We start from the raw sequence: 14,450 nt of genomic DNA on the forward strand, positions 1-14,450 counted from the left end.
CTCAGGTCACCTCCGTTGTGCGGGCCCAGCGCGGGGCGGGGCGTCGGCGGACGTCGGGCGCCGCCGGGGGAGCGGTCTCGGCGGGCGCCGCCAGCAGCGAGGCGGCCACGGCCAGATGCAGCAGGTACGGCGAGGCGTCGCCCAGCCCGGCCTCGGTGTACGACGCGATCGCGCAGTAGCTGATCAGGAAGATCGCGCAGGCCCTCGACAGCGACGGCGGCCGCAGCAGCGCCACCCCGCCGAGCACGACGATGATCGCGGCCACCAGCACGATGCCGGTCACGCCCTGCTCGTTGTAGACGGCCAGCCAGCTGTTGTCGATCGGCAGCCCGCCGAACGACTTGTCGCCCAGGCCGGTGCCGAACAGGTGCTCCGTCGTCGTCCGGGGCGCCGCCAGCAGGGCGTGCCAGACCTTGGCGCGGCCGGTGAGACTGGCGAAGTTCTCCTGGCTCTGCCCGCGCAGGAACCACGCCTGGAGCGCGGAGCTGAACCCGACCGCGGCCACCGCGCCGCACAGCACCGTCCAGGAGAAGACCCGGCGGGCCGCGGCGCTGGTCAGGACGAGCGAGGTGATCGCCAGCACCAGCGCGATGATCAGGCCGAGGGTGGCGGTGCGGGTGTGGGTCAGCGCGAGCAGGAAGAGGGAGGGCACGACGACCACCGCCGCGCTGGTCCGGTCGGTCCTTCGCCCCAGCAGGAGCAGCACGGTGAGCCCGATGATCACCGCGGCGTACTGTCCGATCTGCGGCGGGGTCAGCGGCCACAGCGCGCCCACCAGCCGTCCGCCGTAGAGATCGGGCAGGGCGGTACCCGGGGAGACGGCCAGTCCGGCGGCCACCGAGGCGAGCACCGCGAAGTACATCCGGATGTGGTGCCGGACGAACGTCGTGCCGCCGTCCCACCAGCGGCTGAGCAGCCACAGCGTGCCGACGAAGAGAGCCAGCCGGGTGCAGCGGAACAGCGCGCCGAACCCGGCCCCCTGGTCGACGCTGGAGATCAGGCTCGGCACCAGCAGGAGGGTGAGCAGGAACACGTAGGCGCTGGCCCGCACCCGCACCCGGGGGTTGACCAGGAGCGCGAGCGCGAACGCGGCGACCAGGGAGCCCATGGTGACCATCTGGATGAGCGAGCGGGGCAGCGGGACGATGGTCACCGCCCCGGCCGAGCCGAGGGTGTTGAGGACGAGCAGTCCCCAGACCGTCCCGACGATCTTCGCGGTGTGGTCCGTGCCGGAGTTCGCGGACATCCCTCAACCACCGTCCCGGGCGCGCAGGGTGCTGCCGCCGTCCTGCCGGTACGGCGAGGCCCGCCACTGCTTGAAACCGACCGTGCGGCTCGCGTCGTGGACGACGAAGGTCCACGGTCCGACGTAGACGTTGTCGCGCCAGCGGTTGTGCTGCTCGCGGGTGATCGACTCGGCCACCCGCTCGCCCTGGTACGGCGACCAGTCCGGGAAGGTGCCGTAGTTGGACAGCACCGCCATCCGGTCGCATTTCACCGTGCAGTGCAGGACGGACTTGTCCAGCACGAAGCGGTTGTCGTGGATGTCCACCCGCTGGGTCCTCCACCGGCAGTCGGAGTACAGCGGTGCGCGCGCGATGGCGGGCTGCACGCAGCGGGCGGTGTTCTTCACCAGCAACGTGCAGTCCCCGGAGGAGGTGTTCGCCGGGCTGTTGCAGAACCGGTCGGCGTTCTCCCACAGGGTGATCCCGGACCAGTTGTTCTCCAGCACGTTGCGATAGACGTCGATCTTGTTCGTGCGGGCCCGGATCCGCGGTTCGCCGCCGGACTCGGACAGGTACACGGTCGCGAACGGGAAGGTGTCGCCGGCGGCCGCGTAGGCGCGGCCCTCGACCCAGTTGTTGCGCCGGATCGTGTTGTCGCGGACGACCGCGTTGTAGCTGATCTCGTAGATCAGCGCGGCACCGTCGTTGTCCTCGATCAGGTTGTCCTCGATGAGGAAGTCGTTGTTGTTGGTGTCCGCCCACAGCCCGGTCCCGCGGTTGCCGTGCACCCAGTTGCCGCGGATGTCGGCGCCGTCGACGGCCCAGAACTTGACGCCCCCGCTGCACCCGCAGTCCGGCCGCTGCCGCTCCCAGTCGTCCGTGTTGTTGCCCACGATCTCGTTGCCCTCGACCACCAGGTCTTTCAGCGGGCCGCCGCCCTTGTAGGCGTTCATGCCGTACTGGCCGTTGTCGCGCAGGCAGCTGTCGCGGACCTGCTGGCGCGCGCCGGCCATCAGTCCGGCACCGGAGTTGTCCTTGATCGTCGCGTGCTCGATCACCCACCCGTCGGCCGAGTCGTGGTTGACCACGCCCTCGTCGCGGGGCGCGACGAACTTCTGCACGGTCAGATAGCGGATGGTGACGTCGGGGGCGGACCCGCCGAACGCGTAGTGGTTGCTCCCGCGCCCGTCGAGCACCGCGCCGGGAGCGCCGACGTAGACGTCCCCCTCCTTGGGGATCACCTGGTCGTAGCGGTCCGACATGAGCGTGTGCCGGCCCGGCCGCAGCCAGAAGGTGGTGTGCGGGGGGCTGCTCTCGGTCTTCGCGGCCAGGTCGCCGGGCACCGCGGGGTCGACCGTCACCGCACCGGCCGGCGCCTTCGACGGCCCGGCGGCGGGGACGGCGCACACTCTGACCGCGGACGTGGAGGGCGCGGCGGTCGGCTTCGGTGTCGCGTCCGTCGTCCCGCTGTCACAGCCGGTCGCCGCCAGCAGGACGAGCGCCAGCGGTGCCGCCGCCCGCGCCCGGTGCCGCCACTTGATCCCCACCACGCGCCCTCCTCTCCTCAACCGCGGAACCCGAGCACGGTGGTGAACTGCTCCGTGCCGTCGGCGAAGCCGCTGCCGACCAGCGTGGTAGCGGGTTCCTTGCGTCCGAAGCCGGCCGAGTACCAGCCCAGCGGCGGGTCGCTCTCCCCGCGGTGCGCGGTCCAGGACAGCCCCTCGGGCAGCTCCAGCACCGCGGAGCGGTCCTCCCCGTCCCGGCTCCAGCTCAGCGCCGCCCGGTGGCCCACCAGGTCCGCGGTGATCGCCGGGCCGAGGTGGAACGCCAGGCGCACGGCCCGGCGCGGACCGCCGCGCACCTCGTCGACCACCGTCAGCTCCCGGCTCGCGGGCGTCAGTTCCACCCGGCGGCGGTGCACGCCGGGCCCGTAGCCGTCGTGCTCGGCGGCCCAGCGGACCGTGCCCCCCTCGCCGGCGCCGGCGGTGTCCGCCACCAGGACGCGGCTGCGGGCCTGACGCGTCCACAGGAACGGGCCCCCGGAGACGGACTGGTCGGCGCCGTCCAGTTCCAGCGTGTTGTGGCCGAGCGTCGAGCGGAAGTAGCGGCGCCACTCGGGCTGACCGTGGTAGCAGAAGGTCCCCGGGTCGGCCAGCACGTCGACCCCGTCGTGCCGGACCTCCACCGACAGCGCGTCCGCGTGGGCGTGCGCCGCGATGGACAGGAAGCCGTGCGGGCCGCCGTCGCAACGGCACCAGATCTCCTGCGGACCGCGCAGGACGGTCATGCCCGCGTCGGCGAAATGGCTCGGCCGGTTCGCCGGACGGGACACGGCCGGGGCGCCCGCGTGCTCCGGGTACGGCCGCAGGAGCGCGGTCAGCAGCGCGGTGCGCACATCGGTGCCGGTCACCGCCGGCCACCAGTCGAGCCGGCCGAACACGGCGTCCCCGGTGGCCAGCAGGGAGGCCCAGCGGTCGGTGCCCTCGCCGTCCAGGACGAGACCGTGCCCGTCGTCCGCGTCCCCCTGGCGCGGCGGCCGCAGCCGGTTGTCGACGACGGCGGCCAGGGCGTCGGTCATCCGCAGCAGTACCGGCCGGACCGTCGCCGGGACGGGCACGCCCGCGGCGTCCGCCTCGGCCAGCGCGGCCAGCCCGAGCTCCAGCACCAGACCGTGGTACTCGGTGGCCAGTTCGCGGTTGAGTCCGGAGAGGAAGGTGTTGCCGCGCAGGTTCCGCTCCAGCGACCGCAGCGCGTCGGCCCGCCAGCGCGCCGAGGACGGGAACCACCCGAACGCGCAGGACGCGGCGAGCTGCCCGGCGGCCTCGGCGATCACGTGGTTGTTCGCCGACGACCCCCGGCTGGGGAAGGCCGCCAGCCAGCGCTGATGGTGCCAGATCTGCTCCAGCGCCACCGGGTTGTCCTCGAACAGGACGGCCGCGCCCGGCCAGCCGTCGAGCAGCCGGCGGATCCACACCCAGGACACCAGCCGGATCCCCAGCTCGATGCCGCTGGTCCAGTGCACCCCGCGCAGCGGCGGGTTGCCCGCCCACCACGACCGCAGATGCGCGTCGACCCGCTCGGCGTACCGCTCGTCCCCGGTGAGCGCGTAGGCGGCGGCGAGCACGGTGAGGTACTGGTGCCGGGACGGCTCCCAGATCTGCTTGATGTCCCCGACGGTCTCCTCGTCGCGGTAGGGCACGTCGAAGGCGTGGACCCGCGGGGCGCTGCGGCCGGTCTTCGGGTCGAACGACCAGTCGGGGTCGGCCAGATCGTCACGGGACACGCCGAAGAACACGGCGTGTCCGGCCAGCAGCCGGTCCGCCTCGGCGACCAGCCGCTTCGCGGCGTCCGGGGGCACCGCGGCGACCGCCCCCGCGGGCAGTACCGCGGTGAAGCGGGCGCCCCGCACGCCCGGTGCGTCCGGCAGCGACGAGCGCCACTGCCTCCGGCGCACCACGTCACGGGCCCGGCCGCCGACCTCCCGCGGCCCCATCCGGGACAGCCGCCGCAGGTACCAGCCCGCGCTCCCCGAACGCGCGGTCATCGCGCCTCCGCCAGCGTCACCGGGGCGCCGCCGGCCAGAGCGCTCTGCACGGCGAGGGTGGCCGCCGTGGTGGCGACCAGCGACTCCAGCGGCACCGGCATCGGCCCGCCGGTCCGCACCGCCCGGACGAACGCGGCCAGTTCGGCGGACTGGCCCTTGTCCCGGGCCTTGGGCAGCCGCGAACTGACCCACCGCTTGGAGGTGCCGTACACCGAGGCGCGCACGAAGTCGTCGAGCCGCAGCACCTTGCCGTCCGCGACCAGGTCCAGCGTCTCCTTGGGGAAGCCCGACGCCCCGGTCGTGACGTAACTGAGGGTCGCCGTCGACCCGTCCGGGTAGCGCAGCACGATCTGGAGGTCCTCGTTGCCGGGCGTGGCGACGGCGTACACCGAGACCGGGTCGGCCTCGAGGAGCCAGCTCGCCGTGTCGACGAAGTGGCCGCCCTCGCCCACGAACCGCGATCCCTCGGTACCCCCTCGCAGGTACCAGCTGCCGTGGTCGAGCCGCCCCGCGTTGACCAGGTAGCGCAGGCTCGCCGGACCGGTCCGGACGCCGAACCGCTTCCTCGCCTCCTGGAGCAGCGGCGCGAACCGGCGGTTGAAGCCCACCTGGAGCCGGTCGTTGCCGGACTCCTCCACCGCCGCGAGCACGCCGGACAGCTCGTCCTCGGTGAGGGCCAGCGGCTTCTCCACGAACACCGTCTTGCCGGCCAGCAGCGCCTTGCGGGTCAGTTCGGCGTGCGAGCTGTGCCGGGTGACGACGAACACCGCGTCGACGGAGGCGTCACCGAGCACGGCGTCGAGGTCGGTGGTCGCCCGGGCGAAGCCGAACTTGCGCTGCGCGTTGGCCGCGGACAGCGCGGTCGTGGTGACGACGGTGGACAGTTCGACGCCGTCGCGCTGCGCCAGGTGCGGCAGCAGCATCGACGTCGCGTAGTTCCCCGCGCCGACGAACGCGAGGCGCACCGGGGACTTGGCGGCCCGGGGTGGGGCGGACACCGTGCCGCCGGGACGCCTGACCGCGGGCACGGTCACCTCCGGGGTCCGCGCCGGCGGCTCCGCATCGTCGCCGGGGTACCGGAACAGCACGGCCACGGCCTTCAGTTCGCCGTCCTTCAGGCTCCGGTACGTCTCCACGGCGTCGTCGAAGTCGGCGACGTGGGAGATCAGCGGCTCCACGTCGACACGGCCGCGGGCGACGAGGTCGAGGAAGCACGCCAGGTTGCGCCGCTCCGTCCAGCGCACATAACCGATCGGGTAGTCGCGGCCCTCCAGCTCGTACTCCGGGTCGTAGCGCCCGGGGCCGTAACTGCGGGAGAAGCGGACGTCGAGCTCCTTCTCGTAGTACGCGTTCCACGGCAGGTCCAGCCGGCACTTGCCGATGTCGACGACGCGGCCGCGGTCCCGGCTCAGCCGTGCGGCCAGCTCGACGGGCTGGTTGCTGCCGCCGCCTGCGGCCAGGTACACCTGGTCCACGCCGTGCCCGCCGGTGAGTTCGGCGACGGCGTTCTCCACGGCGGCCGAGGCCGGGTCGCCGCAGGCCGCCGCGCCCAGACGCTCGGCGAGCTCACAGCGCGCCGGGTCCGGATCGGCCCCCACGACGACGACTCCGGAGGCCGCCAGCAGCTGCACCACCAGCTGCCCGATCAGTCCCAGTCCGACGACCAGCGCCACCTCGCCGAGCCGCGACTCGCCCTGGCGGACGCCCTGCATCGCGATCGACCCGACCGTGCCGAAGGCCGCGTGCCGCGGCGCGAGACCGTCCGGCACCGGCGCGTAGAGGTTCCTCGGCACCCAGTTCAGCTCGGCGTGCAGCGCGTGCTCGTTCCCCGCGCAGGCCACGAGGTCGCCGGCCTTCACGTCGTCGATCCCCGCGCCGACCTGCTCGACCACCCCGCACAGCGAGTAGCCCAGCGGCGTGTACGAGTCCAGCTTGCCCATCACCTTGCGGTAGGTGGCGGGCACCCCGTTGGTGGCCACGCTCTGCACGACCTTCGCCACCTGGTCCGGGCGGGAGCGCGCCTTGCCCAGCATCGACATGCCGGCCTCGGACACCTTCATGAGCTCGGTCCCGGTGGAGATCAGCGAGAAGGAGCTCCGGACCAGCACACCTCCCGGCTTGCAGCCCGGCGCCGGGACGTCGAGCAGTGCCAGCTCGCCGCTCTTGTAGTTCTGTACGACCTGTTTCACCCGAAGTCCTCTTGTCTCTACGCCTGGGAGGGGGAGTTCCGGCCGGACGCCGAGGTCGCGCCGCGGTACCAGTACTCGAGGGTCAGCACGTGCCACAGATGCTTGGAGTAGTCCTGTTGTCCGGCGGCGTCCGCGGCGACCATGCGCGCCAGCGCGTCACGGCGCAGCAGCCCCGAACGGACGAGCTCGCCGTCGTTCACCACCTCGCGCACCAGCGGCGCGAGATCGCGGCTCATCCAGGCCCGCAGCGGGGCGCTGAACAGGCCCTTGGGCCGGTACACGATCTCCCGCGGCAGGACCGAGGTGGCGGCCTCCTTCAGGACGGCCTTGCCCTGCCGGCCGACGATCTTGCGGTCGCCGGGCACGGCGAACGCCGCCCTGACCACCTCGACGTCCACGTACGGCACCCGCACCTCGGTCGACGCCGCCATGCTCGACCGGTCCGTGTAGGCGAGGTTCAGACCCGGCAGGAACATCCGGGAGTCGCCCAGGCACATGCGGTTCACGAAGTCGTCGAGGTCGTTGTCCTCGTAGACGTCCGCGTGCTCGGTCAGCACGTCGTCGACCGTCCCCGCCAGGTCCGGATCGATCAGGGCCAGCAGGTCGTCCCGGTCGTACATCGTGTAGCTGCGCCGGAACGCGGTCTCCTCCGGCAGGTCGGCGAAGGAGAGGAACCGCTTCGCGAAGCGCACCGACCGGTAGCCGCGCCGCGCCGTGGCCACCGGCAGCCGGTCCACGGCCGCGGACAGACCGCGCCGCAGCGGCCGCGGGACGCGCTGGTAGCGCAGCGCCATCCGGTTCGCCAGATGCTTGCGGTACCCGGCGAACAGCTCGTCGGCGCCCATCCCCGAGAGCATCACCTTGACCCCGGCCTCCCTGGCGGCCGAGCAGATCAGGAACGTGTTGATCGCGGCGGGGTCGCCGATCGGCTCGTCCAGGTGGTGCGTCATCTGCGGCAGCAGGTCGAGCACGTCCGGGGCGATCTCGATCTCGTGCAGGTCGACGCCGAACCGCTCCGCCACCTGCCGGGCGTACCTCAGGTCGTCCGGCATCGCCTCGAACCGGGCGTCCTCGGCGCGGAACCCGATCGTGTAAGCGGAGATCCCGGGCCGGTCGCGGGCCGCCAGCGCGGTCAGGTAACTGGAGTCGAGGCCGCCCGACAGGAAGGTCGCCACCGGCACGTCGGAGAGCAGGTGACGCCGGGTCGACTCCTCGACGACGGCGGCGAGGTCCGGCAGCTCGCCGCTCAGGGCGCGCTCGCGGCCCTCGGCGGCGACGTCCCGCAGGTTCCAGAACCGGCCGCGCTCCACCCGCCCGTCGGCCCGGCACCGCAGCCAGCTGCCCGGCGGCAGCTTCTCCGCCTCGCGGAACGCGCACCGCGAGTCCGGCACCCAGTAGTACAGCAGCGAGGCCACCAGCGCCGCGTGGTCCACCTCCAGCGACCCGCCGGTCACGGCGGCGAGCGCCTTGAGCTCCGAGGCGAACACCAGCCCCTCGCCGCGCCGCAGCAGGAACAGCGGCTTGATGCCGAGCTGGTCGCGGGCGAGCACCAGGTCACCGGTGCGCTCGTCGAAGACGCCGAACGCGAACATGCCGCGCAGCCGGGGCAGACAGTCCGTGCCCCAGCGCCGCCAGGCCTCCAGCAGCACCTCGGTGTCGGAGGTCCCGCGGAAGCGCACCCCGGCGGCCTCGAGTTCGGCGCGCAGCTCGGGCGCGTTGTACAGCTCCCCGTTGTACGTCAGCACGAGGCCGTCCGCGACCATCGGCTGGGCGCCGGTCTCGGACAGGTCGACGATGGCCAGCCGGCGGTGCCCGAGCTGTACCTCGCCGTCACCGAGGGGATGGCCGTACCGCCCCGACCCGTCCGGGCCCCGGTGGGCGAGGGTCTCGGTGAGCCGGTCCGTCACGGCCTTCCCGTCCGGCCACCGGTATGTGCCTGCGATGCCACACATGTGCTACCGCGCCTCCTGGTCGCTGTCCGGGACCCGTGCCGCCCACATGGGCGGCCGCTCCGTCCCCCGCCGTGCCTCGCCCACTGCCTGAACGGCGTGGGAGGTGCCCGCACCCTTGTGCCGGGCCGGGCGCTCGCCCTGGCCGCGCAGCGCGGTGTGCGGCCCGTTCCACAGCGTGCCGTCGGTCCGGTCCCGCGGGTCGGGGTCGATCAGCACCACACCGAGCACCTCGATGTGCTGGTCCGCCAGCTGCCGTGCCACCGTGTGCAGCCATGCCGCGCTGCCGTGCCCGGCCCGCACGACGAGCATCGTCCTGGTGCCGAGGTACTGGAGATCGGTCCACGCCGCGCCCGGCGTCACCGAGCCGACGCCCAGCCGGCGCTCCTCCGGCGGCAGGGCCGCGGCCTGCTCGCCGGTGACCACGGCCGGGTCGCCCGGCTTCGGGCCGCGGCCGGAGAGCTGCCGCCCGGGAAGTCCGTCGACGACGGCCACCGGTCCGTCCGCGGCCAGTGCCCTGGCCAGGTCCAGGGCGATCACGCTCGCGTTGCGCGCACAGCCCAGTTCCAGCAGCGACACGGGTTCGGCGCCCCCGCGCACGGTGCGGGCCAGGGACGTGGTGAGCCGTTCACGGGCCGCCCGGGCCCGGCGGCGCTGCCACCGCCCGCCCGGCCGGTGGGGCAGCTCGGCGACGACCGAGGCCCCCAGGTGCGTGGCTATCTCCCGGCGCAGCACGGGACGGTCCGCGACCACCGCGCCGACCGCGGCCGCGGCGAGCCCGAGGAAGAGCCCGAGGAACAGACCGATCCCGGCGTCGGTGGCGGCGGCCTTGGGCAGGGACGCCCGCACCGCGTAGGGGGCGTCCACGATCTGTGTGCCGGCGACGAGCCGGGGCGTGCCGATGCTCGCCTCCGCCGCGCGCTGGCTGAAGTCGGTGATCTGGGAGGTGAGTTCGGCCCGGCGGGCGTACAGGGACTCCAGGTCCGCCGAGGAATCCGGTCCGCTCGCGCCGTTGCCGTCCCCGATCGCCTTGTTGACCTGGGCCAGTTGGCCCTTGAGCTGGTCACGCTGGTCGAGCAGGGCCTTGGCCTCGGCTTTGGACGCCTCCTGTATCCGCTTCACGTGGTCCGCGACGAACGCGTCGGCCAGCGCCTTGGCGCGGCTCACCGCCTGCGCCTCGCTGTCGCCGGTCACGGTGATCTGGAGGACGTTGTTGGTCAGACCCGTACCGCTGTAGTGCTGCATGAAGTCCTCGGCCTTCTCCCGGGAGCCGAGCGACTTCAGGGCCTGGTCGGCGATCCGCGTGGTCTGGAGCAGCGCGACGTCGGTGCGGATCAGCGTGCCGGGATCGTTCGGCTGGTCCTCCTCGTGCGCGACGAGGATCTTGGTCACCGCGGTCGGCGGCTGCGGCAGCAGGAACGCCACCGCCGCACCGGCCAGCAGCCCCAGCAGCGCGAGGGAGGACCACAGACGGCGCCGCCTGCGCACCGCCGCGACCAGGGCCTGGAGGTCCAGCAGCGGAGAGGCCGCCGGCGACTCCGCGGTCGTGCTCGTCGTCACCCGGTGACCCCCCTCGCGTCGTCCAGTTCGCCCTCGAGGTCCGTGAGCGCGGGCTCCGCCGCGGGCCGCGGGACGCCGGCCGACCGCGTCGCGCGGACCGGACCCGCGAGGACGACGCCGACGACCGCGTGCTTGGCGTCCGCGCACGCCTCGGCGATGCCCGAGAGTTCCGCCGCGGTCCAGCTGCCGGCGCTGACCACGACCAGGGCGCCCGCCTCGTGGTCGCGGTCCGGCACCATCGGCCGGGACACCGGTACCGCGACCGCCCGCAGCGCCGGATTGCTCCCGGCCTCGACGACGAGCTGCCCGGCGGCCCGGCGGGCGATCTCGTCGCCCTCGGGGTGGACGACCAGCAGCCGCTGCGGGGCCGGCAGCCGGTCCCGCAGCCGGGAGCACACCCGCCGGTAGCGGATCTGTCTGCTGGCCTCGTCGCCGGAGGTCTGCGGGGCCGGGATGTCCCAGCGGACGTCGAGGCCCAGCAGCCGGCGCAGCCACGCCCGCGGGCCACGGCCCTCGGGCCGGTGCGTGGGCCGTCGCACGGGCACGTCGACCGTGCCCAGCAGCGCCGAGCCCAGCGCCGCGGTGATCTCCGCCTCGCCCCGCAGCCGCCGGCCCATCCGCGCGGCGGTGAGATGGCCGATGACCGCGAACAGGAAGAACAGCAGCGCTCCGCCCGCGACGAGCTGCGTCCTCGTCGGCGGCGCCTCGCCGGTCGGCCGGGCCGCCGACCCCATGACGACCATGTTCTTCGCCTCGTCGTCGACCGGGTCGGCCTGCTTGATGGTGCTGATGGCCTCGCGCAGGGCGGTGCGCAGCTTCTCCAGCTCGGTACGGGTCTGCACGCTCTCGACGGTGTCGCCCGGATCGGTCGCGTCGGCCAGCTTGCTGATGCGGCGGCTCGTGTCCTCCACCGACTTCTGGAGCGCGGCGAGTTCCTGCGCCGCCTCCGGGTCGGCGCTCTCGGTGGCGATCCGGGTGGCGTAGGAGACGAACTCCTTGGCCACCTGGTCGGAGAGCCGCTGCGCGCGCTCCGGTGTCTCGGCCGTGCCGGAGATCTTGATGATGTTGCCGTCGGTGGCCTTGGCGCCGACGTGGTTGCGCAGGTCGCTGCCGCTCACCCCGGCCCAGCCGAGTCTGGCGGCCGCCCGGTCGACCACCACCGAACTGGTCGCCACCTCCGTCTGGGTCAGCAGCTCGCGTTCCTCCCAGGTCCCCGGCAGCAGTACCGACGCCGAGGTCGTGTAGCGCGGCGGGAACAGCACCGAGGCGCCGTAGCCGAGGAGCGCGCCCACCAGGGCGAACAGGGCGAGCAGCCGCCAGCGCCCACGGATGATCCGCCCGATGGTGACCAGGCGTATCGTGTCATCGCTCAATGGTGCGGCCTTCTTCCCCTGCCGGATCCGGGTCGCGCGCGGTCACCGCGGACCGGTCACGGACGGCGGCGGCGTACGCGGCGAGCAGGGAGCGCTGGGAGTTCCGCCAGGAGAGCGGACCGTTGATCCGCTCCTGGCCGATCTTGCCCATGCGGGCCCGTTCCTCCGGATCGTCCATCAGCTGCGCGATGTGCCCGGCGAACGCGGCCTCGTCGTTGGCGGGGGCGTAGACGGCCGCGTCACCGGCCGACACACGCGCCTCCCGCAGGTCGAAGGAGACGATCGGCCGGCCCATGACCATGTACTCCAGGACCTTGTTCATGGTCGACACGTCGTTGAGCGGATTGTGCGGGTCGGGGGAGAGGCACACGTCGGCGGTCGACAGGTACCGCACCAGGTCGGCGTCCGGCACCCGCCCGGTGAACTCCACCTGCTCCGAGAGCCCCAGCCGCGCGGACAGCTCCACCATCGCGTCGAAGGTGTCACCGGCGCCGACGAACACCGCGTGCCAGTCGGTCCGCCCGAACTCGTCCCGCAGCTTCGCCAGGGCCCGCAACGCGTAGTCGACGCCGTCCTGCGGGCCCATCACACCGAGGTAGCACAGCAGATGGGGCTTGCCGCGCTTGAGCTCCGGCTCGGGCGGCACGGGGTGGAAGCGGTCGATGTCCGGCGCGCTGCGCACCACGAACACGTCCTGCGGCCGCCGGCCGCCGCGGCGCACCGCGGTGTCCCGGTAGCTCTCGTTCGTGGCGAGCACGACGTCCGCCGCCCGGTAGGTCCGCCGCTCCAGCGCGCACACGGCGCGGTAGAGCAGGTCCTTGCCGCGGTCGAACCGGGACAGGTACAGCTCGGGCACCAGGTCGTGCTGGTCGAAGACGAACCGCGCCCCGCGCCGCTTCAGCCACAGCGCCGGCAGGAACAGCAGGTCGGGCGGGTTGCAGGCGTGGACCACGTCGACCGGGCCGACCCCGCGGGCCAGCCGGAGCGTGTGCCAGAGCGCCGTTGCGTACTCCCGCAGGTAACCGGCCGGTCCTCCGGTGGCGGCGCGCAACGGGTAGCGGTGGATCCGCACCCCGTCGATCTCCGCCTCCGCCTCGGTGTCCCGTTTGGTCCCCTGCGGGCAGATGACGTGCACCGTCCAGCCCGCGTCGCGCAGGGTCGTGCACTCCTGCCACACCCGACGGTCGAAGGGCACCGACAGGTTCTCCACCAGGATCAGCGCGCGCCGCCCCGGCCGCTCACGGTCTCTCATGTCACCAGGCAAGGCCCACGTACCCCGGCTCGGCCCGGCGCGCGTCGGCGTCGGGGAGGTGGACGAGGTCGACGATCACGGGGCCGTCGGCGCCGTGCGGCAGCGCCGACAGCACGGCGGGGTCCCTGGTCCCGACCAGGCACACCTCGGCGTGGTCGAGGACCTCCTCGACGGAGTCCGCGAGCAGCTGCGCGAGATGCGGCAGCCTGGTCTCGATGTACTCGCGGTTGGCGCCCAGCAGCCGCGAGAGGCTCACGTTGGCGTCGTAGATCTTCAGGTCGTAGCCCTTGCCGAAGAGCCGCTCCGCCAGCTCGACGAGCGGGCTCTCGCGCAGGTCGTCGGTGCCGGGTTTGAACGACAGCCCGAACAGGCCCGCCCGGCGCTTGCCGGTGCGCTCGACCAGCTCCACCGCACGCTGGAGATGGTCGGCGTTGGAGGGCAGCACATGGGACAGGATGGGCACCGAGACGTCGGCCCGCTGTGCCGCGTGCACCAGGCTGCGCAGGTCCTTGGGCAGGCAGGAGCCGCCGAAGGCGAAGCCGGGCCGCAGGTAGGCGGGGCTGATGTTCAGCTTGCGGTCGGCCAGGAACACGTCCATGACCTGGTGCGAGTCCACCCCGAGCGCCTGGCACACGGCGCCCAGCTCGTTGGCGAAGCCGATCTTGAGGCCGTGGAACGCGTTGTCCGCGTACTTGATCGCCTCGGCGGTCGGGACCGGGACCCGGAACACCTCGCCGGGCAGGCCCTCGTAGAGCGCCAGCACCGCGTCGCCGCTCGCCGGGTCGAGTTCGCCGACGACGGTCTTGGGCGGGTCGAAGAAGTCCTTGACGCTCGTGCCCTCCCGCAGGAACTCCGGGTTGACCGCGACCCCGACGTCCACCCCGGCCGTGCCGCCGACGTACTTCTCCAGGATCGGCACCAGCAGGTTCAGACAGGTGCCCGGCAGCATGGTGCTGCGGAACACCACCGTGTGCCGCCCGCCCCGCTCGGCCAGGGCCGCGCCGATCTCCTCGGTGACCCGCTCCAGATACGTCGTGCACAGGCTGCCGTTGGGTTCCGACGGCGTGCCCACGCAGATCAGCGAGATCTCGCTGTCCATGATCGCCTCGCGGACGTCGCCGGTGGCGCGCAGCGCCCCGGTCCGCACGACCTCGGTGATCAGCTCGCCGATCCGTTCCTCCACCACCGGCGCCTTGCCGTCGTTGACCAGGTCGACCTTCACCTGGTTGACGTCCACCCCGACGACGTCGTGCCCCATGCTGGCCAGGCACGCGGCCGACACGCAGCCCACGTAGCCGAGCCCGAAAACGCTGACCTTCATGACCCGTTCCTCCCCCCGGGCAGGCCCTCGCGGCCT

Annotated in this window: 9 protein-coding genes; all 9 read right to left on the reverse strand. The window is 73.1% G+C overall.

All coding sequences use genetic code 11. The annotated features are described in order from the left end of the window. Nucleotide 1: 1 nt before the first annotated feature. The 9 genes from Saso_RS07715 to Saso_RS07755 are packed head-to-tail and all read right to left on the reverse strand — an operon-like array spanning nucleotide 2 to nucleotide 14,414. Nucleotides 2-1,246 carry an O-antigen ligase domain-containing protein gene (locus Saso_RS07715; RefSeq protein WP_189928374.1) on the reverse strand — a complete coding sequence of 415 codons (1,245 nt, stop codon included), beginning with the start codon at nucleotides 1,244-1,246 and terminating at the stop codon, nucleotides 2-4. A 3-nt stretch (nucleotides 1,247-1,249) separates the two neighbouring features. After that, nucleotides 1,250-2,773 (reverse strand): right-handed parallel beta-helix repeat-containing protein, encoded by a 1,524-nt coding sequence (locus tag Saso_RS07720; protein WP_189928418.1) that lies wholly within the window; start codon nucleotides 2,771-2,773, stop codon nucleotides 1,250-1,252. 17 nt (nucleotides 2,774-2,790) lie between these two features. Further along, nucleotides 2,791-4,770 (reverse strand): heparinase II/III family protein, encoded by a 1,980-nt coding sequence (locus tag Saso_RS07725; RefSeq protein WP_189928373.1) that lies wholly within the window; start codon nucleotides 4,768-4,770, stop codon nucleotides 2,791-2,793. Continuing rightward, complete coding sequence (locus Saso_RS07730) at nucleotides 4,767-6,959, reverse strand: bi-domain-containing oxidoreductase (protein WP_189928371.1); 2,193 nt, start codon at nucleotides 6,957-6,959, stop codon at nucleotides 4,767-4,769. The genes Saso_RS07725 and Saso_RS07730 overlap by 4 nt, the downstream gene beginning before the upstream one ends. 17 nt (nucleotides 6,960-6,976) lie before the next feature. Beyond that, nucleotides 6,977-8,911, reverse strand: a complete 1,935-nt coding sequence (gene asnB / locus Saso_RS07735) for an asparagine synthase (glutamine-hydrolyzing) (protein ID WP_189928370.1) — start codon at nucleotides 8,909-8,911, stop codon at nucleotides 6,977-6,979. A 3-nt stretch (nucleotides 8,912-8,914) separates the two neighbouring features. Further along, nucleotides 8,915-10,468 carry a Wzz/FepE/Etk N-terminal domain-containing protein gene (locus Saso_RS07740; protein WP_189928368.1) on the reverse strand — a complete coding sequence of 518 codons (1,554 nt, stop codon included), beginning with the start codon at nucleotides 10,466-10,468 and terminating at the stop codon, nucleotides 8,915-8,917. Continuing rightward, nucleotides 10,465-11,841, reverse strand: coding sequence for a Wzz/FepE/Etk N-terminal domain-containing protein (locus Saso_RS07745; RefSeq protein ID WP_189928366.1), 1,377 nt, complete (start codon nucleotides 11,839-11,841; stop codon nucleotides 10,465-10,467). The genes Saso_RS07740 and Saso_RS07745 overlap by 4 nt, the downstream gene beginning before the upstream one ends. Next, nucleotides 11,831-13,093, reverse strand: a complete 1,263-nt coding sequence (locus Saso_RS07750; protein ID WP_189928364.1) for a glycosyltransferase family 4 protein — start codon at nucleotides 13,091-13,093, stop codon at nucleotides 11,831-11,833. Before Saso_RS07750 ends, Saso_RS07745 begins: the two co-directional genes overlap by 11 nt. 1 nt (nucleotide 13,094) lies before the next feature. After that, the gene (locus tag Saso_RS07755) at nucleotides 13,095-14,414 is read right to left on the reverse strand and encodes a nucleotide sugar dehydrogenase (RefSeq protein ID WP_189928362.1); all 1,320 of its coding nucleotides are present in this window, start codon (nucleotides 14,412-14,414) and stop codon (nucleotides 13,095-13,097) included. Nucleotides 14,415-14,450 lie beyond the last annotated feature (36 nt).

This window comes from Streptomyces asoensis (assembly GCF_016860545.1).
Lineage (GTDB): Bacteria > Actinomycetota > Actinomycetes > Streptomycetales > Streptomycetaceae > Streptomyces > Streptomyces asoensis.